Annotated in this window: 15 protein-coding genes; 9 read left to right on the forward strand and 6 right to left on the reverse strand. The window is 37.5% G+C overall.

Features of this window, described 5'->3' with window-relative positions; translation table 11 throughout:
• The first annotated feature begins 137 nt into the window (after positions 1–137).
• The 6 genes from QM491_RS20305 to QM491_RS20330 all read left to right on the forward strand — a co-directional run bounded on the left by QM491_RS20305 (position 138) and on the right by QM491_RS20330 (position 6,814).
• The gene (locus QM491_RS20305; RefSeq protein ID WP_283329359.1) at positions 138–1,610 is read left to right on the forward strand and encodes a SusD/RagB family nutrient-binding outer membrane lipoprotein; all 1,473 of its coding nucleotides are present in this window, start codon (positions 138–140) and stop codon (positions 1,608–1,610) included.
• A 235-nt stretch (positions 1,611–1,845) separates the two neighbouring features.
• Positions 1,846–2,415 carry an HD domain-containing protein gene (locus QM491_RS20310; protein WP_283329360.1) on the forward strand — a complete coding sequence of 190 codons (570 nt, stop codon included), beginning with the start codon at positions 1,846–1,848 and terminating at the stop codon, positions 2,413–2,415.
• 46 nt (positions 2,416–2,461) lie between these two features.
• Entirely contained in the window at positions 2,462–3,538 is a 1,077-nt protein-coding gene (locus QM491_RS20315; RefSeq protein WP_283329361.1) for an alkaline phosphatase family protein, read from the forward strand.
• A gap of 291 nt (positions 3,539–3,829) precedes the next feature.
• The gene (locus tag QM491_RS20320; protein WP_283329362.1) at positions 3,830–4,516 is read left to right on the forward strand and encodes a response regulator transcription factor; all 687 of its coding nucleotides are present in this window, start codon (positions 3,830–3,832) and stop codon (positions 4,514–4,516) included.
• 296 nt (positions 4,517–4,812) lie between these two features.
• On the forward strand, positions 4,813–5,616 hold the full coding sequence (locus tag QM491_RS20325; protein ID WP_283329363.1) for a UDP-2,3-diacylglucosamine diphosphatase: 804 nt from the start codon (positions 4,813–4,815) through the stop codon (positions 5,614–5,616).
• Between the two features lie 37 nt (positions 5,617–5,653).
• A complete protein-coding gene (locus tag QM491_RS20330; RefSeq protein ID WP_283329364.1) occupies positions 5,654–6,814 on the forward strand; it encodes a glycosyltransferase family protein in 1,161 nt (386 codons plus the stop codon).
• A 351-nt stretch (positions 6,815–7,165) separates the two neighbouring features.
• Here the strand turns inward: QM491_RS20330 and QM491_RS20335 are convergent, their stop codons facing one another.
• On the reverse strand, positions 7,166–8,134 hold the full coding sequence (locus QM491_RS20335; protein ID WP_283329365.1) for an NAD(P)H-quinone oxidoreductase: 969 nt from the start codon (positions 8,132–8,134) through the stop codon (positions 7,166–7,168).
• 229 nt (positions 8,135–8,363) lie between these two features.
• Here QM491_RS20335 and QM491_RS20340 point away from each other — a divergent pair, with 229 nt between their 5' ends.
• Positions 8,364–8,516, forward strand: coding sequence for a hypothetical protein (locus QM491_RS20340; RefSeq protein ID WP_283329366.1), 153 nt, complete (start codon positions 8,364–8,366; stop codon positions 8,514–8,516).
• A gap of 67 nt (positions 8,517–8,583) precedes the next feature.
• Here the strand turns inward: QM491_RS20340 and QM491_RS20345 are convergent, their stop codons facing one another.
• Positions 8,584–10,101, reverse strand: a complete 1,518-nt coding sequence (locus QM491_RS20345) for a gluconokinase (protein ID WP_283329367.1) — start codon at positions 10,099–10,101, stop codon at positions 8,584–8,586.
• Between the two features lie 36 nt (positions 10,102–10,137).
• Positions 10,138–11,022, reverse strand: coding sequence for a helix-turn-helix transcriptional regulator (locus QM491_RS20350; protein ID WP_283329368.1), 885 nt, complete (start codon positions 11,020–11,022; stop codon positions 10,138–10,140).
• Positions 11,023–11,633: 611 nt separating this feature from the next.
• Between QM491_RS20350 and gnd the strand changes: the two genes are divergently transcribed.
• Both gnd and QM491_RS20360 read left to right on the forward strand, forming a co-directional pair.
• Positions 11,634–12,530 (forward strand): phosphogluconate dehydrogenase (NAD(+)-dependent, decarboxylating), encoded by an 897-nt coding sequence (gene gnd, locus QM491_RS20355; protein WP_283329369.1) that lies wholly within the window; start codon positions 11,634–11,636, stop codon positions 12,528–12,530.
• A 39-nt stretch (positions 12,531–12,569) separates the two neighbouring features.
• Positions 12,570–13,997: a gluconokinase gene (locus QM491_RS20360; RefSeq protein ID WP_283329370.1), complete on the forward strand. Its 1,428-nt coding sequence runs from the start codon at positions 12,570–12,572 to the stop codon at positions 13,995–13,997.
• An 84-nt stretch (positions 13,998–14,081) separates the two neighbouring features.
• Here the strand turns inward: QM491_RS20360 and QM491_RS20365 are convergent, their stop codons facing one another.
• From QM491_RS20365 to QM491_RS20375, 3 genes are all read right to left on the reverse strand, one after another.
• Positions 14,082–15,086, reverse strand: a complete 1,005-nt coding sequence (locus tag QM491_RS20365; RefSeq protein WP_283329371.1) for an alpha/beta hydrolase — start codon at positions 15,084–15,086, stop codon at positions 14,082–14,084.
• Positions 15,087–15,144: 58 nt separating this feature from the next.
• Entirely contained in the window at positions 15,145–16,125 is a 981-nt protein-coding gene (locus tag QM491_RS20370; RefSeq protein WP_283329372.1) for a pectinesterase family protein, read from the reverse strand.
• Between the two features lie 294 nt (positions 16,126–16,419).
• Positions 16,420–18,975 (reverse strand): phosphocholine-specific phospholipase C, encoded by a 2,556-nt coding sequence (locus QM491_RS20375; RefSeq protein WP_283329373.1) that lies wholly within the window; start codon positions 18,973–18,975, stop codon positions 16,420–16,422.
• Positions 18,976–19,006 lie beyond the last annotated feature (31 nt).

Below are 19,006 nucleotides of genomic sequence, written 5' to 3' on the forward strand. Positions count from 1 at the left end.
ATGAGTTGGGAATAACGAGCAATGAATTTTAAATACAAAATATTGATTTTCAAACAATTAAACGCTAAACTCATCACTCACAATTCATCACTAATATCTAACCTTTACCAGTTTTAAATTCTTTAGCATTTACAACAATGAAAAAATATATAGCAGCACTTTGCGTGGTAGGTTTACTTTCGAGCTGTAATGATTATGCAGTTTTGGAAAAAAACCCCAACTTACCCACTTCTGTTCCCGCAGAACTTACCCTCAGAACAGTTCTTAGCAATATGAACGAAGGCGCTTGGAACGATGCCATGCGTAGTAATCAATTTTACTGTTCAAATTATAACTATTATAGCAGTAACGAATACAACTGGTCGGCGGCTTCTTTACAATTTACGACATTGAAAAACGTCATCAAAATGGAAGGTGAAGCTATCCGTAGTGGCGCAAAAGCTACAAACCCTTACGCTGCTGTTGGTAAATTTTTACGTGCTTATTATTATACAAAAATGACTTTGTCGGTTGGTGATTTACCTGTTAAAGATGCCTTGAAAGGACTAACAGTTGACCAACCTACTTACGACACACAAAAGGATGTTTTTGTACAAGTATTAAAATGGTTGGAAGATGCTAATGCAGACCTTACTACTTTGATTGCGGCAAGCGACAAAACTTTGACAGGAGACATTTACTACAATGGTGATTTGAGTAAATGGCAAAAAGCAGTTAATACCTTGAAATTGCGTGTTTTGATTCATTTGAGCAAAAAAGCAGATGATACTGATTTGCAAGTAAAACAACAATTTGCAAACACCATCAGTAACCCAACGAAGTATCCGTTGATGACCTCTAATGATGACGCTTTGCAATATGTTTGGAGTAGCAACAACAAATACCCTCGTAATCCAGATAACTTTGGAAATAACGCTACTCGTGAAAATATGTCGAAAACTTATATCGACATTTTGAAAGAAAACAACGACCCTCGTTTGTTTATCGTAGCAGAACCTGCCGAAGCAAAAATCAAAGCTGGTATTCCTGCAAACAACGTAAATGCTTACGAAGGTGCTAGTTCAGGCGAAGATTTGGCAGATATGTCAACCAAAGTATTGAAAGGAGAATATTCATTCCAGAGCCGTAAACGCTATTATAACAACTATGTAGGTGAAAACACTTTCATTTTGAGTTATTCAGAAATGTGTTTTAACATTGCCGAAGGTGTCAACCGTGGTTGGGCTACTAGCGATGCACAAAGCTGGTATGAACAAGGTATCAAATCATCTATGAGCTTTTACGGAGCGACATTACCTGCCGATTATTTGACGCAAACTACTGTGAAATATAAAGGAAATAATACAGATGGTTTGACTCAAATTTTGAAACAAAAATATGTAGCATTCTTCCAAAACTCTGGATACGAAGCATTCTTCAACCAACGTCGTACAGGTATTCCAACTTTCTTGATTGGTCCTGGTACAGGTAATGGTACAAAAATTCCAAAACGTTTTCAATATCCACAGTCTGAATTTACTACCAACAAAATAAACGTTGAAGCAGCTTTAAAACGTCAATTTACAGATGGTAAAGATGACATCAATTATGATTTCTGGATTTTGAAATAGTATTAAATTCTTATATGGTGAATTCATTAACCTGAAGGATATAGTCGGAGGAAAATTGGGAGTTCATAAAATGTCGCATAACAATCGTTATCGAGTAAAAACCTCCAACTGAGTGGTTAATGATGCGTAGAAATAGTGAAGCCCTGCTTCACTATTTTCTTTTTTAAGAACATTTGGTTGCATTTTGTGGGCAACCTATTTTACAGTGCTAACTCACAATTCTGTATTATTACACATGAACCAAACTCCAGAACAAATCGTAGAGGAAATTTTTGCCTTGTTTGACCAACAAGGTGGCAACGAATATATTGGCGAACCAGTCACTATTCTTGAGCATAGCTTACAGGCTGGTCAATTGGCGCTCGATGCCAACGAAGAGCCGTTAGTGGTATTGGCCTCATTTTTTCATGATATTGGACACCTTCTTCCTATGCAGGCGTCGGAGGATATGGAAGGTATGGGACATTTGAGACACGAAGTTATTGGTGCTGATTTTTTAGTTTCAAAAGGTTTACCTGAAAGCATGGCTATTTTGGTCAAAAACCATGTGCAAGCCAAACGCTATTTAACCTTTAAGCATCCCAAATATTACGAACAACTTTCGGAGGCAAGTAAAACAACCCTTAAATATCAAGGCGGCGTCATGACTCCAGATGAAGCAGAGGTCTTTGAAAAACATCCTCTTTTCAAAAAAAGCCTGCAACTAAGAGCTTGGGACGAACAAGCTAAACTTACCGACTGCGAGGTACAACCTTTAGATTTTTACAGAAAACTTTTATTAGCATTTCTCGTTACACAAGTATAGTTAAGATGTGATACTTTAGGTCAACAAATCAAAAACCTTTATATAAATGAAAAAAATAAGTGTATTCCTCCTCCTATTATTCGGTGCTTTTTTCTCTCAAGCACAACACAAAACCGAAAAGGTTATATTAATTACTACCGATGGATTTCGCTGGCTAGAGGTATTTAATGGACTAGATACCGCCTTGCTTAATCAAGAAAAATATACCAAAAGTAAACGAGATTTAATCGACCGATTTGGAGGTTCGTCACAAGCTAGTCGTGCGAAACTATTACCATTTTTGTGGAATACCATTGCTACAAAAGGACAAATTTACGGCAATCGTGAGTATAAAAACTTTGTCAATATCACCAACCAACAATGGTTTTCGTACCCTGGTTACAATGAAATATTGACAGGTGCCCCCGACGACGAGCGCATTACCAGCAACGACCATATCGACAATCCAAATGAAACCGTTTTGGAGTTTTTACATAAAAAACCTGCCTACAAAGGCAAAATTGCTGCTTTTTCTACATGGGATTGTTTTCCTTTTATTATCAATGAAAAAAGAAGTAAAATCCCTGTAAATTCAGGAAAGGAACTGGTAAAAAATCCAAATCCAAGAGAAAAACTACTCAACGAAATTCAGGAAAGCACTCCGAGCGCCAATGCCGACCGTCACGATTTTATTACCTATTATCTTGCCAAAGAATACCTTGTAAACAAAAAGCCAAAGGTGCTTTTTATGGCATTTGATGAAACAGATGACTATGCACATGCAGGTAATTATGATGCCTATCTGAAAGCTGCAAACAATTTTGACCGCTATTTGGCAGATCTTTGGAAAACGATTCAGTCAATGCCAGAATATAAGGATAAAACGACGCTCATTATCACTTCAGACCATGGACGAGGACAATATCCCAAATCTGGTTGGACAGATCATGGTTTTAGAACAGCCTATTCAGACCAAATTTGGTTTGCTGTATTAGGACCAGACTCTCCCGCTACAGGCGAACAAAAAACGGCTGGACAGTTTTATCAAACACAATTCGCCAGTACGCTTGCTAAGTTTTTAGGCGAAAAGTACGCACCTAATGATAAGGTTGGTAAACCAATTGAAGAAGTAATGAATAAGTAAAAAATAAAACCCTTCCTCTGGTTCAAGTCTCCGACTTGGGCCTTTTTTTTGTTGTAGTTTTCAAACTGTAACTTTTAAACGTTAGAGATACAAATACTAATTATCCCCTTTTTTTAAGGCACGATTTCATAAATTGTTTACCTATAATTTACCGTTTCAAAATGTTAATCTACACTTAATATAAGAGTAACGATGAGGTAATTTCTGGTTGATAAGTTTGTGTCAAATTTTGAGAAGCCCAATTTCTTATCATCTCAAACGACAACATTATTAGTCCTAGATTAATTACTTATGATCGACATTTCTCTTAAAGTACTGGTAGTAGATGACGACCCAGATATCTTAGAATTACTCCAATACAACCTTGAAGGCGAGGGGTATCAAGTATTCACGGCTGAAAACGGTAAAATTGCGGTAGACAAAGCCAAGCAACACATTCCTGATTTGATTGTAATGGACATTATGATGCCGATTATGGACGGAATCGAAGCTGGACGTATTATCAAACAAATGCCAGAATTGAACAAAACTTATCTCTTGTTCTTGACCGCTCGTGCAGAAGAATACTCCGAAATTGCGGCATTTGATATAGGTGCTGATGATTATATAATCAAACCTGTGAAGCCGAGAGCATTATTGAGTCGTATCAAAGCAATGCTGAAGCGTGAATTAGCTGAAGGAACTGGTACCGAAAAAATCGTAATCGAAGATTTGACTATCAATAAACAAAATTATTCTATTGCGGTAAACAACAACTCATGGGTATTGCCTAAAAAAGAATTTGATTTGTTGATGTTCTTTGTCACCAATCCTAACAAAGTTTACTCTCGCGACGAAATCCTTTCTAATGTTTGGGGTAGAGGTATTCACGTGACTGAAAGAACAGTCGATGTGCATATCCGTAAAATTCGTGAAAAAATTGGCGATGATTACATTCGTACTATCAAAGGTGTAGGGTATCTTTTTGCCAACGCCTAAAAAGAAACAAAACCGAGTATCCATTCTTACAAAATTATACCAACAGATTAGCCAGTCGTATTTTCCAATCCTTTCTGGTCTTCCTCTATCTAACCTGCCATTTTTCATTGGCTAATTTGTTGGTTTTCTTTCCTTATTTCGTCCGCTCCAACAATTAACAAAAGCATAATATACACACAACCATAAGGTTAAAGTAATTCCTCAATTTTGGTCATAGTTAAAACAAGGCAGAAAATGCACTAAACGACTATCCCTAAATATCGTTTCTGTCTTCTTGAATTGGAATAGATACGTATATGAAAACACCAGCTCAATATAAAACCATTATCATTTCAGACTTACACTTAGGGTCTGAAGGAGCAAAAGCCAAGGAAGTGGTGGCATTTTTAAAATCAACTTCTTGCGAAACGCTCATCATGAATGGCGACATTATCGACGGCTGGCAACTCAAAAAAGGGGGTTCTTGGAAAAAGAAACATACGGCTTTCTTTAGGGTAGTGCTCAAAATGATTGAAGAACATGGAACCAAAGTAATCTATTTACGAGGCAACCACGACGATTTTCTTGACCAGATTATTCCTTTTCAATTAGGAAAACAATTTAGTATCCGAAAAGACTATATTCTTAAATCTGGGAAAAAACAGTTTTTTATCACGCACGGCGACATTTTTGACTCCGTGACATCCAATATGAAGTGGTTGGCACACCTAGGCGATATAGGTTATACCTTCCTTCTGGGCCTTAATAAGCTCTATAACCGTTATCGCGCATGGAGAGGTATGCCATACTACTCCTTTTCACAAAAAATTAAACAGCAGGTCAAAAAAGCCGTCAATCATGTGTCGGATTTTGAAGAAAAACTGGCTGAATTAGCCTTAGCAAACGACTGTGAAGGCATTATATGTGGGCATATCCACAAACCAGAAATTAAAGCCATTGGCGAAGTCACCTATATGAACTCAGGCGACTGGGTTGAATCTTTGAGTGCACTCATCGAAACTCATGAAGGAGTATGGGAATTGATGTATTACGCCAACGAAGCATTGCTTTTAAGCGAAGAAGATACCAACGAATTGATTTTAAACGAGAACAAAAACTAATGCTTATCTCTGTAAGCATCATACCAAAAGCCACGAAATGAGTAAATTTTTGTTTGTTGTACAAGGCGAAGGTAGAGGTCACTTGACTCAGGCGATCTCTCTTTCAGAAATATTGACTTCGGCTGGTCACGAAGTCGTTGCAGTATTGGTAGGCAAAGGTAATAATCAAAATTTGCCAACTTTTTTCCAAGAGTCTATCCAAGCTCCTATTCAAACTTTCCCTAGTCCATCACTCGTTTATGGTCAAGGTAAAGCTTTGAGAGTTTGGGACACGATTCGTACTCATATTCTCAAGTTTCCTTTGTATTGCAACAGTGTAAAGTATCTGAAAGAACAAATAGATTACTACCAACCAGACGCCGTAATCAATTTCTACGAAATGATTTGTGGTCTGTATTTCAGTACATATCGTCCCAATATCCCTTGTATTTGCATTGCGCATCAGTATTTATTATTGCATGAGCAATTTGACAATATTTCCAAACATTGGTTTGACCGTTTTTTACTCAACTTCAATACCAAAGTAACGGCATTGGGAAGTACGCAAAAATTGGCTTTGTCATTCGACAAAATGGAAAATGACCCAAGTCGTAACATTGCAGTTGTACCACCATTATTGCGCACTGAAGTAAAAAAGCTTCATCCGACAAGCAAGCCTTTTGTGTTGGCATATATAACGCATCACAAATTGGCGGAAGATATTGCCAATTGGCACGAAAATCATCGTGATGTACAAATCCATTGTTTCTGGAATAATCCAGATTTTTCTGACGAATGGGCAGTAAGAGAAAACCTTACTTTTCATCAGGTAAACGCTGAGAAATTTTTAACAATGATGGAAAATTGTTCAGGTTTAGTTTGTACAGCAGGCTTCGAGTCTGTATGTGAAGCTATGTATTTGGGCAAGCCTATCATGATGGTTCCTGTACCTAATCATATCGAGCAAATGATAAATGCACACGACGGACAGCGTGCTGGTGCTGGGATTGCCTCAACTGAATTTGATTTTTCGAAGTTTTTGACCTATTTACCACAACATCAAAGTATTCAAACTGAATTTATCGATTGGCAACATCAAGCCAATCGCCTTTTCCTGCATTATCTCGAAACCTTGACACAAAAACCAACACAGATTTTCACCTTCAAACCTTCAGGTTCAAGACTTGGTTCATGGTGGAGACAGTTGGCTTTTAGATAGTAACCATAAATAGCACTCTCTCAAAATCCCGTAACGAGATACAATTCGTTATAATATCTTTAGCATTTAGAATAGTTATCGACAAAAGCCAACTTCTTTGAGGTTGGCTTTTTTGTTGCCCTATAATAAATTTAATATTGAACCTATTCGCAGAATTATAACTTTGTATAGAATATTCGTCAGTATTTAACAACAATTAGACTTTTAAGGATAGTTTTTGCTGATGGCTTATTGCCAATAGCTGAAAGTTGTTTACAAAATATCACCAATATGAGTCCATTTCAATTACATAGTTAAATGGAATTTAGTTTAAAAGGCTGTGATTGATAATCACAGCCTTTTTTGGCAACACTATTTAACCAATACAATTTTTCCGATATGCGCCGACGATTCCATTAATCGATGTGCATCTGCCGCTTGAGCCATAGGAAAACTAGCGTAAATTGGTACTTTGAACAATCCTTGTTCTAAAATCGGCCATACTTTCTCATAAACTTCGGCTGTTAAATTTGCCTTGAAACTTACTTCTCTTGCACGCAAAGTACTTCCTGTGATGGTCAATCGCTTTTGCATCATTTTCAAAATATCAATCTGTACATTCTTCCCTTCCATGGCATTGATATAAACTAAGCGTCCATCGGCTTGTAATAAATCTATATTTTTCGAGAAATACTCTCCTCCTATCATGTCCAAAATAACATTGATTTGCTCTTCTTTCAACTCTTCCAAAAAATCCTGTGTTCTATAATTCACAAAACTATCCGCACCAAGTTCAATGCAAGCTTTACCTTTCTCATCATTGCCTACCGTTACAAAAACCTTCGCTCCAAAAGCCTTCGCCAACTGAATTGCTGTTGTACCAATACCACTACTTCCTCCATGTATCAAAATGCCTTCGCCTGCTTGCAAGTTGCCTCTCTGAAAAACATTATGCCATACAGTATAGACTGTTTCTGGTAAACAAGCTGCCTCTTCCATTGAAAAACCTGAAGGAATCGGCAGACAAACCGACTCGTGTACATTGACCTTTTCGGCATAACCACCTCCTGCGACCAGTGCACAAACCTCATCTCCTAGTTTCCAACGACTAACATTTTCCCCTATCTCAACAATTCTACCTGCTACTTCCAAGCCAGCAATATCGGCAGGCGCTCCTTTGGGTGCAGGATAATGCCCTTTTCGTTGCAATACGTCAGGTCTATTGACTCCCGCAGCATATATTTCGATAATTACCTCCTCAGCACCACAAGTAGGGTCTGGATATTCGGACCAAATCATGTTTTCGGGCGTACCAAACGCAGTTATTTTTACGGCATTCATGTTGTTGATTTTTGAAGTGAATAAAAGCAAAGATCTCAAGTACAATAGCGAGTCTTTACTCCTTAACAATTTAATAATCTATCAAAATTTGAACTTTTTCAAGAAACCTGTAGTTTTATATTCAAATACAAAGCAAAAGAGTTTTGTGATTTGTAAAAATAATCAATTATTAATCAAGCAATTACAGAAACAGCTTTTGCTCATATTATTTACTAAAACAAATAAAAATATGGCAAAACAAAGTTGGAGTGCATTAAACCGTCATTCGAATTGGCGAGCATACAAAGCAAAAAAACAAGACAACCCTCGCTACATGCACACGTTTCAGAAAGGCGAGAATCACAATCCAGAAAATGACAAAGTGTCTTATGACTGGATTTAAAATGAAAAAATGAGTTGCAACCCGATCGTATGATTGGGATTTTTTGTTTTTAGAGGGTTCTACTTTCCTACAAATCACGCAGTTTGGCTAAATATCCAAATTCCTCCTCAAGCTTTTCTGTCAATCTTTCAAACAAACGATAATACGCCTGATACTTGGCATGATTCTCTGAATTGGGTAACCATTCTTGGTCAAATCTCAATGATTCAGTAGCTGTTTGCAAATCTCTAAAAATTCCCATTTGTGTCAGCGTCAACAACGCAATACCCTGTCCTACTCCATCATAAGCAAGGTTTGCTGTAATTCTTTTACCAAAAATATCTGATAGCATTTGTACACATAACGGATGGGACGCAAAACTACCATTAATCCGAATTTCGTCGATTTCCCTAAACTCTGCTAGCATTTTTCCAATACTGTACACCCCAAACAGAATACCTTCCAAAGTAGCACGAGCCAAATGAGACTTCGTATGATTGATATGTAGTCCAAAATACGAGCCTCTGGCATTAGCATTCCAAATGGGTGCTCGCTCACCTAACAAGTAAGGCAAAAATACCAATCCATCTGCCCCAAGCGGAATTGATTCTATTCTTTGAAAAATCTCATCCAACACTTCTTCAATGTAGGCATGCTCTGAAAAATCCCCAAATTCCTTGGCAAACCACTCAAACACTACGCCCGCATTGTTGCCTGGACCTCCGCTGATATAGCAATTATCTGTTAGTAAATAATTAAATACTCTTTGTTGCTGATCTTTCAACAATTCTTTTCCTGCAATTCTGACTGCTGAACTTGCCCCGATAGAAATAACTGCTTTCCCTTCTGAAATAATCCCCGCCCCTAGTGTTGCAACGCAACCATCTGTTGCACCAAGTACAATTTGAGTATCCAAAGAAATACCCCAAGACTTAGCTATTTCGGGTTTAAGTGTCAAGGAAGTATCCATTACCGAACTAACTTCGGATAGCTCATTAGCCGAAATATGAGCAAAGGACAAGGCATCTGTTGACCATTTTTTGGCAGTAATATCAAATAATCCTGTCGACGAAGCCATACTTTCATCTACTCGATATTGACCTGTTAGTTGGAAAAGCACATATTCTTTGAGTGATATATACTTAGCTACTTTTTCTCTAAAAATATCCTTATTTGCCTCCAGCCAAGCTATTTTCATCAGAGGAGACATTGGATGTATTGGTGTACCTGTATGCGCACATAGCGTTGTATCAAGCCCTATATCTTTAAGCTTTTTAACTTGATTTTGACCTCGATTATCAGCCCAAATAATTGCTTGTCCCAAGGGTATTCCTTTGGCATTAACAGGCAAAACACTGTGCATTGAGCCACTAAATCCAATCGACAATATTTTGATTTTATTTGGAAGTATGAACTCATTTATCAAAGTTTTGACAACAAATAGGGTTGTAATATACACCTGTTCAGGGTCTTGCTCACTCCACTCCGAACAAGGGTGAAAAGTAGGATATGAACCTTGTTTTTGATACAAAGCCTTCCCACTCAGATGATACACCTGAACTTTTACAGAGGTCGTATTAATATCAATCGTCAAAATTGCTTCCATGATTAAGGTATCAGTTGTTGAGAAATAAAGTGTGGTTTATATATGGATTTTGCGATAATCTCTTGGGGTATATCCTGTAAGCTTTTTGAAGGTAGTTGAAAAATGCTGTGACGAATAAAATCCAGTTTCCAAAGCAATATCTGTTAAAGGTTTGTCACTACTTTTCAATAATCTACTCGCCTCTGCAATACGGATATTGATTAAGTAATTGAGAGGCGAAAAACCCGAAAAGCGTTTCACTTTTTCTGAAAAAGCTGTATTTCCTAACCCTACTAGCCCTGCCATTTCTTCCAAGGTCCATGGGTGTTCCAGATTAGCTCTCAGGGTTTGTTCTAATTGCAGAAATGTCTGTGAAAAATCTTGGCTATTTCGTTCAGTTTTACCCAATGTTCTTGCCCAAGTAATCAGTATTTCGTCTATAATTTGAGGTACTCTAGTACGGTATCCAAAGGCTTGTTCTTGTACTTCCTGCCCCAACTCCATGATTAACTGACCAATGGTAGGATTGCGAGGAATAATTGGTTTGGCATTGGACAAAAATAGTTTTGAGATTACTAACTGTTCACTATATGAAATCTTGCTCCAATCGCCCAAAATTAACTGGCCGTCTTTAGCCCAATGACTCGGCAAAATACTTAGCTGCATAAATGCCCCTATCTCCAAATACCCCCTTGGGTTGCCAATCGCCTGCCAAGGTTGAACAATCAAGGAATCATTGGGGTATAATGGATAGGTTTTATGCTCCAAATACCATTCATATTTACCTTCTGTAAAGCTAAAAATACCAATTCCTGCTCGCTGAGCAATCTCCCAAGAATCAAGAATGATTTGCTGTACCTTCTGCGAAAGTAAGCAAGACACAAAAGGAAATTCCTTTAATTCGGGTGAATCGTTTTGTATATAGTGAAAGTTGGAATTCATGAGATAATCACAAAATATGGCTGAAAAAACCATCTTGTAATTTAGGCAGGTTCATTGGTTTTGAATATAACAATGGGTTACAATTTTTTATTTTTCTACTAAAAATAAAAGAGAATATAATTTTTCGACTTATAAATCTGTACAAACTTTCACTAAAGCTCTCATTTATAATGAGTTCAATTTGTGGAGCCACAAAAGTTTACAAATGAATATTTCAAATATTTTACACCGAAAAAAAATGAAAGTTTTAAGCAAAATAATCCAAGAAATTTGAGCCATAGATTTAAGTAATCGTGCAGAATAAGATTAAAGTTTTGTGTTGAGGCACTAGGCAACAGGCACAAGGCAAAGAGTATTAAAAGGATTTTGAAACACTTTTACAGACTATGAATATGTACTTCTTCTAAGTAATCGTGCAGAATAATATTCAATCAATAGAAGATATAAGGTATTTATAATTAAAATTTTAAATTCACAATTCACCACTCATAATTCTGCACTAATACTTATAACGGATATACAATTCACGAATAACGTTTTACAAATTACTGAGTACAGTACACCTTATCATTTATAAACAAAATATCCCAAAACTTTTAACAAATAAACTTATGCAAATTGGATTGGTAGGCTTAGGCAAAATGGGATTTAACCTAGCGTTAAATCTTCATAGAAATGGATTTGAGGTAATAGCCAACGATGTAAACCCTGATTTTGTAGCACAAATTGCCCAAAATGGAATCTCTACCGCTTCTAGCTTACAAGATTTAACAAAACAGCTCGTAGGACGCAAAGTAATCTGGTTGATGGTACCAGCTGGGGAGATTGTTGACGCTGTCATTGAGCAATTAATTCCTTTATTGAACCCTTCAGACATAATAATAGATGGCGGAAACTCTTTTTTCAAGGATTCTTTACGTCGTTACACACATTTGAAAGACAAGGGTATCGACTTCCTTGACTGCGGTACTTCGGGCGGCACCAGTGGTGCATTACAAGGCGCATGTACCATGATTGGAGGAGATACCGATGTCTTCAAATATGTAGAAGAAGTTTTTCAAAAAATATCTATCCAAAACGGTTATTTACATACTGGTCGTGCTGGAAGTGGACACTTTACCAAAATGGTTCACAATGGTATTGAATACGGTATGATGCAGGCCATTGCGGAAGGCTTCGAAGTATTTGAACGTTCGCAATTTGATATTGATTTTCAAAAAACAGCAGAATTATTCAATCATGGCTCAGTTGTTAGAGGCTGGTTGATGGAATTGACTGCCAATGCTTTTGCTAAAGACCCACAATTAGACGCAATAAAAGGTGTCATGCACTCTTCGGGTGAAGGCAAATGGACACTTGAAACGGCCTTGGATATGGGTGTACCTACGCCTGTAATTGCGCTGTCGGTAATGATGCGCTATCGTTCACAAATGGAAGATACTTTTTCAGGAAAAGTGGTAGCAGCACTTCGCAACGAGTTTGGAGGACATGCCGTAGAGAAAAAATAGTCGTAATAAGCATCCTTTAGAATTTAAAATTGAATGCTTATGGCGGATTATTATGCGGGCATTGATTTGGGAACTACAGCCACAAAAGCAGTAGTTTTTAATCAACAAGGTGACGTTTTGTATCAGGTAAGTCAGGAATATCCGATGTTTCACCCTCAACCAGAATGGAGCACCCAAAACCCACAAGATTTACTCAAAGCAACCAACGATTGTATCGTAGATATTCTTTCTAGATTTGATTTATGCTTTATTAGTTTTAGTGCAGCTATGCAAAGCTTGATTTTGGTAGACGAAAACCATCAAGCTTTGACAGACTGCATGATTTGGGCAGACAATCGGGCAGCAGATATTGCAGATAAATTAAAACATACCACAACGGGTCAGCGGTCCTATGATATTACGGGAATACCGATTCATAGTTTTTCGCCAATGACCAAAATTGCATGGCTCAAGGAGCATGAACCAGCATTGTTAGCCTCGGCACATAAATTGATAAGTGCCAAAGAATACATCTGGTATCACCTAACCCACGAATACACAATTGATACGACCCTTGCCTCAGGAACTGGTCTGATGGACATACATTCACTGCAATGGTCGGAGGAAATTTTGAACTACCTTAGTATCCAAAAAACACAATTGTCTATAATAGTAAAATCAACCCATCGAGCTTATTGTAAGCAATATGGTCTTGAATTAGTAAGCGGTGGCGGCGATGGAATTCTGGCTAATTTAGGCTCTGGAGCAATTACTCCTGACAAAATGGCGCTTACAATAGGCACAAGTGGAGCTGTGAGGGTAGTTTCGAATCAACCTTTTATCGACGCCCAGATGAGAACACAATGCTATCATTTATATGGTACAGAGTATCTCAAATTAGGGGCGGTAAACAATGGTGCAGTAGTTTTGCAATGGCTCAAAAATAATATTCTTGAGTCTACCGAAAACTACCAAGAATTATTCGAAAAAGCCTCTAAAGTACCAGTTGGTTCTGAAGGATTGTTATTTGTGCCTTATATTTTGGGAGAAAGAGCACCCATTTGGGATGCCAAAGCCAAAGGACTCATGATTGGCTTAGACATGCAACATACCCAAGGGCATATCATTCGAGCCAGTATGGAAGGTATTCTATTTGGGTTAAAACAAATTGCAGAGGTATTAGTCCCTCAAAAAGAAAAGTTATCCAATATGACTTTGATGGTCAGCGGAGGCTTTGCCAAAAGTAATTTTTGGTTACAAATGACTGCTGATATTTTTCAAATGAAAGTAGAAGTCAGTAATACCATTGAAAGTTCGGCATGGGGCGCTGTGTTACTAGGTTTCCAATCATTCGAGATGGAGTATCACAACGATATAAAAAACGAAATTGTTTTTTATCCCAACAAGCAGTATAATCAAGTGTACCAACAAGGGTTTGAGCGATTCAAAAATGTTTACAAGCAATTTCTAAACATTGCGATAACTTAAAAACCTTTTTTCCAAACTTAGCTATCACTATCTATCCCCCTAATAAACGAAAAGGCTTAATCGTGAGATTAAGCCTTTATATTTTTATCTAAATGCCAACACATCTTTGTGTTTTTTGAAAACCTTTTTCAAAAAATGGTCAACATACTCAACCGTTGGGTCAAACCATGGGGTAAACAAACAAAAAGAGTGAGGGGAATCTTTAAAAGTATGTACTTCTGAATAAATATGATTAGCCTCCAAAATTTTACGATAATCGTCTCTTCCTGCGTGCATTCGCTCTACACTACTATTGATAAACAAGGTTGGTGGCGTATTTTTTCCAGTATAAGTCAAGGCTGAGCCTTCTTTCCAAAGCGTTGGATTTTCGTCCTTACCGTATCCAAACCAATAGGTAGCGGCAGAGGTTCTTTTGGAATCGTCTCCTTCTCCTGATTCAGGATGAATAAATGCTACAATACCATCTATGTCAACAATCGCCTGTACATCGCTCGACACTCCTGTGATACCTTCATTGGTTTCAAAAGTCTGAACACCATTGGTATTACCCACCAAAGACGCTAATTGTCCGCCAGCCGAAAACCCTAAACTTGCTATCTTATTGGCATCTACATGATATTGAGGCGCATTGGCACGAATCCACCTTACAGCAGCTTTCAAATCCTGCACCGCAGCAGGATATAGCGCCTCTGTAGAAAGTCGATATTCAGCCGTAAATGTAACATATCCTAATGAAGCCAACTTTTGAGCCAAAGGAATATGCTGTGCTCTATTGCCAGAACGCCAGCCTCCACCATGAATAATCAAAATAGCAGGATGCGGTTGATGATGTTTTTCTTTTGGGTAAAAAGCATCCAACTTCAGCTCTCTATCTCCAATTTTGGCATATACAATATCACGTTTTTCTGAGACATTTGCATACTGGTTTTCGATAACCAATAAGGCATTTGGATGTGTCTTGAGCGTTGTTTTCAACGCAGAATAGCTGTTATAAGAATTATCTTTTACGCCTGTTACCCCAACAGTAGACTGAGCCAATGCTGTAATAGACAATGAAACAGAAAGAGATATAGTTAGTAGAGCTTTCACAATATTTATAATTATTTAAAGATTTTTTACGTTTATTACAACAAAGATAAAGCTTCTTTTATTTATCTGACCAGAATTTCGATAATTCTTGTGTTATTTTTCCTGCAAAAATCTCTGATTTACTGTAGGTTACAGCTTCTGTTTTAGTCAAAAGCTTTGACCATTTTACACGGTTTGCATTGTTTGCCCCTTTTCCTGTTAAATTATACTCTGCATAAAATACCGTTTTTTCGGTTGATGGTCTACCCCAGTTATTCCATCCTTCTGCTAAGATATGACTGCCAATTTCACAATCGATAAAAACAGTTTTGGCAAAATCTCTCCAAGGTCGACCTAGATACACTTTGGTTACGTTGGCATCAGCCGTAAGTTTACAGTTTTTGAAAACATAACCATAAACTACCCAATCAGGGGTAGATGCCGCCGATACGTATCCATCCGCTTTTGAGTGAATATGGCATCTTTCAAAAAGTGCAGTAGAAGAACCAAAAATAAAATCGACAGTTCCTTCAATATAACAATCTTCAAACAGTTGTCGAGCGTTTTCTCCTGAGGCAAAAATAGTATCTTGATTTCCTAAAAAAAGGCAATTCTTAAAAACACATCTATCGCCTTCGACATGCAATGCCACCGCCTGTCCTACCCTTCCAGCAGTGTTTTCGATAGTTAGATTCTCAAAAGAAAGGTTATTGCCCATCACTCTCAAGGTATAAGAATCAAAGGTTTCCATTTTACCTTTTCCAGAATAATCATTGTAACTAATAATAGTACTATCCTTATCTTCGCCAACAAATTTGATATTGGTTAAGGTGCTTGGAATATCTAATTTTTCTACATACTTACCCTTTTTGATTTTTATGGTAATGTCTTTAGGGAGATATACTCTTACAGCATTGATAGCATCTTGGATGTACTTAAAATCACCAGAGCCATCTTTTGCTACTATCAAATCATGTTGGACTTTAAGGGCTTGTGCGTTAACTCCAATATTACTCAGACAAAAGCTGATAGCAATACACGCGAAGATTCGTTGGATCATAAATTAATTAGATTACAGGTTTTCACATAAATTTCTTTTAAAAGAACCTGTAAGTAATTTTTTACTGAAAAGTGCCACTTGTAACCTGGCAAAGCCGTTGAATAAGCTTGAATGTAGATTTGTGAATTTAAAAGATTAGTCAGCAGATTGTTAGAATACCTAATATCAAATTTATATTGCACACTAACTAGGAAGTTAAGATAAAGATTATCAGTTGTGTAACAAAAATATATTCCGAATAGTAGGCGACTTAAGTCGTCCACTATTCGGAATATGAAAAATGCGCTGCAAAATCTAAACAGTTTTGGCTAGACCCATCGCTGGGTCGGTAAAACTTGATTTACCTGTTTCAACATGACCAGCGTATCTTCTCAAAAAGACTGAATCGTCTTTTACTTTCACTGAGAAATCATACCAATCGTAACTTTTGGCGAGATTGAGTACTAATTTTTGAGATTGTCCAGCATTAATATTTACGGTTTTTAAACCTGTTTCGTAAGATTCGTCGATTACCTCAACAGTAATATTAGCTTTTGAAATATTCTCTAAGCTCAATACAACATTTCCAGTTAGGGTTTCGCTGGTAGAAGCCGACTCGTAGGTCAAACTTGTTTTTAATTTATCTGAAGCATTTCCTTTAAATGTCCTAAAAAAGCCATTTGGAGCATACACATCCACAGCATATTGCCCTGATTCAGACTCAGATAATTTCCAAGTATCTTTCAGTTGGTCACCAGCTTTTACGGCATAATCTCTTGCCAGCATAGTCTCATAACCTAAAGGTTTTCCTTCGATATCTTTCTTCTGATATGGAATAGTGGAATAAGCTTTGAAAGGCGAACCTTTTGTCTTTTTCCCAAAAATGGTTGTCCCTGCCTTCATTTTAAGTTCAAAAGCTTCACCTTTTACCTGACCATCCACATATAATTCGTAAGGAATGGCACAGGCTGGTCGAATACCTTTTTCTTGCTGAGGCATCCATTTTGCTACTTGAGGGTTTTGATTGATTGCGTCTTGCTCGGCTTCAGTAAGTACTTTATAGCCCGATGGCAGTTGCTTAAACTGCGCTTGGTGCACGGCTTGAATAAAGGGTTCTTTCTCTACAAAATTAGGGAGAGGAATATTTTCGCCATTATATGGTTGAAAAACAGAAGTCAAATCACCACAAACGGTTCTACGCCATTCGGTGATATTGCTTTCATGAAGATTCTTTTTTGTTTTTTTAGAAACAAATTTTTCCAAAAACTGAATGACAGAAGTATGATCAAAAACCTCCGAACATACACGTCCGCCACGTGTCCAAGGAGAGGCAATCAAAAGTGGCACTCTAAAGCCCAAACCAATTGGTCCTTTGCGAATATCCTTGTAAGGACGTTGTTGTTCATGCTTAATATTTACTCGCTCTACTGAAGCATCAATGCCATGGGATACCTTTCCTGAATCTTGCTCCTGATGGTCGGGAGCAACATAAGGAGGAATATGGTCGAAATAGCCATCGTTTTCGTCATAAGCCAAAATAAAGATGGTTTTTTTCCATACCTCAGGATTTTTGGTCAAAATATCCATCGCCTCTGACAAATACCAAGCACCATACCAAGGTGCGCCTGGGTGGTCTGAAAAGTTTTCAGGAGCTACCAACCACGATACAGTTGGCAAATTATTGTTGTTGACATCTTCACGAAACTGATACAATACATCGCTTTGAGGAACAGCCATCTCGCGTTCTTTACCATCAAAGTCGTATTTCAAATGACTTAATTTCCTGTAATTTGGGTCTTTTCTATTATTGGTAAAAGCACGCTGATGGATAGCTTTTTGGGTATCCGATAAATCCTTGTATTTATCAGGATGGTAGGCTACTAAGTCAATTTTTACTTGTTCTAGCAAACCTTTTTTCCAATCTAGTTGTCTTTGAGTCTTTTTATATTCGGCACTAGAGGCATCTAAAGTTGGTAGTTTTTGCGATAAACTACTGATTTCCTCAGGCAAAACTTTTTCCATTTTTTGAATATATTCATAATATTCTGGAGCAAATTTCACTTTGTAATTCTCAAACCATTCTATAGGGTTATCTGTAAAATTAGCAAGCCAAGCATCCTCCTCTCCTTCTAGTCCTGACGATAAACTGATTTCGTTTTGATAAATTTTCCATGGAATATTGGCTTCTTGTAGTCTTTCAGGGAAAGTTTTCCATTTTGCCCATTTTTCATAATCGATATCTTCGTTTTTTACATTGGCTTTAGAATCAAATGAAGACTTTTCTCGAATTGTCCCAGTCCATAGATACAAACGATTGGGCGTTGTACCCGTCAAAGAAGAGCAGAAATTTTGGTCACATATAGTAAAGGCATCCGCCATGGCATAGTAAAACGGAATATCTTCACGATTATAATAGCCCAAAGTCAGAGGCATATCTTTATAATCTTTATTACCAGACTGCTTAGCTCCAAGCCATCCATTATTTTTTCCGTTGTTGAGCGCATCAATTTGATTTTCCCACGAATGTGGCAAAGAACTCATCCATGTAGCTTTTGAATCTTTGAGGTTGAGTCGGAAAGGGGCATAAGTCTTGCCATCTTTTGTAGATTGTAACCATACTTTACGTTTGTTACCATCAGTCAAAGCACGAGGGTCATTGAACCCACGAACTCCTTGAAGTGTACCAAAACAGTGATCAAAGGAACGGTTTTCTTGCATCAAAATCACCACATGTTCGGCGTCCCAAAAAGAACTACCTTGCGCAGGGTTTATTTCCAATGCTCTTTGAATAGATTGAGGTAAAGCGCCAAAAAATCCAGCGCCACTAGCGAGAAAGGAGGCTTTTCGAATAAATTCTCTTCTTGATTCCATAAGTTTTTGTTTCAATTGGGTAAGCATATTT

It is taken from the genome of Flectobacillus longus (assembly GCF_030056705.1).
GTDB lineage: Bacteria > Bacteroidota > Bacteroidia > Cytophagales > Spirosomataceae > Flectobacillus > Flectobacillus longus.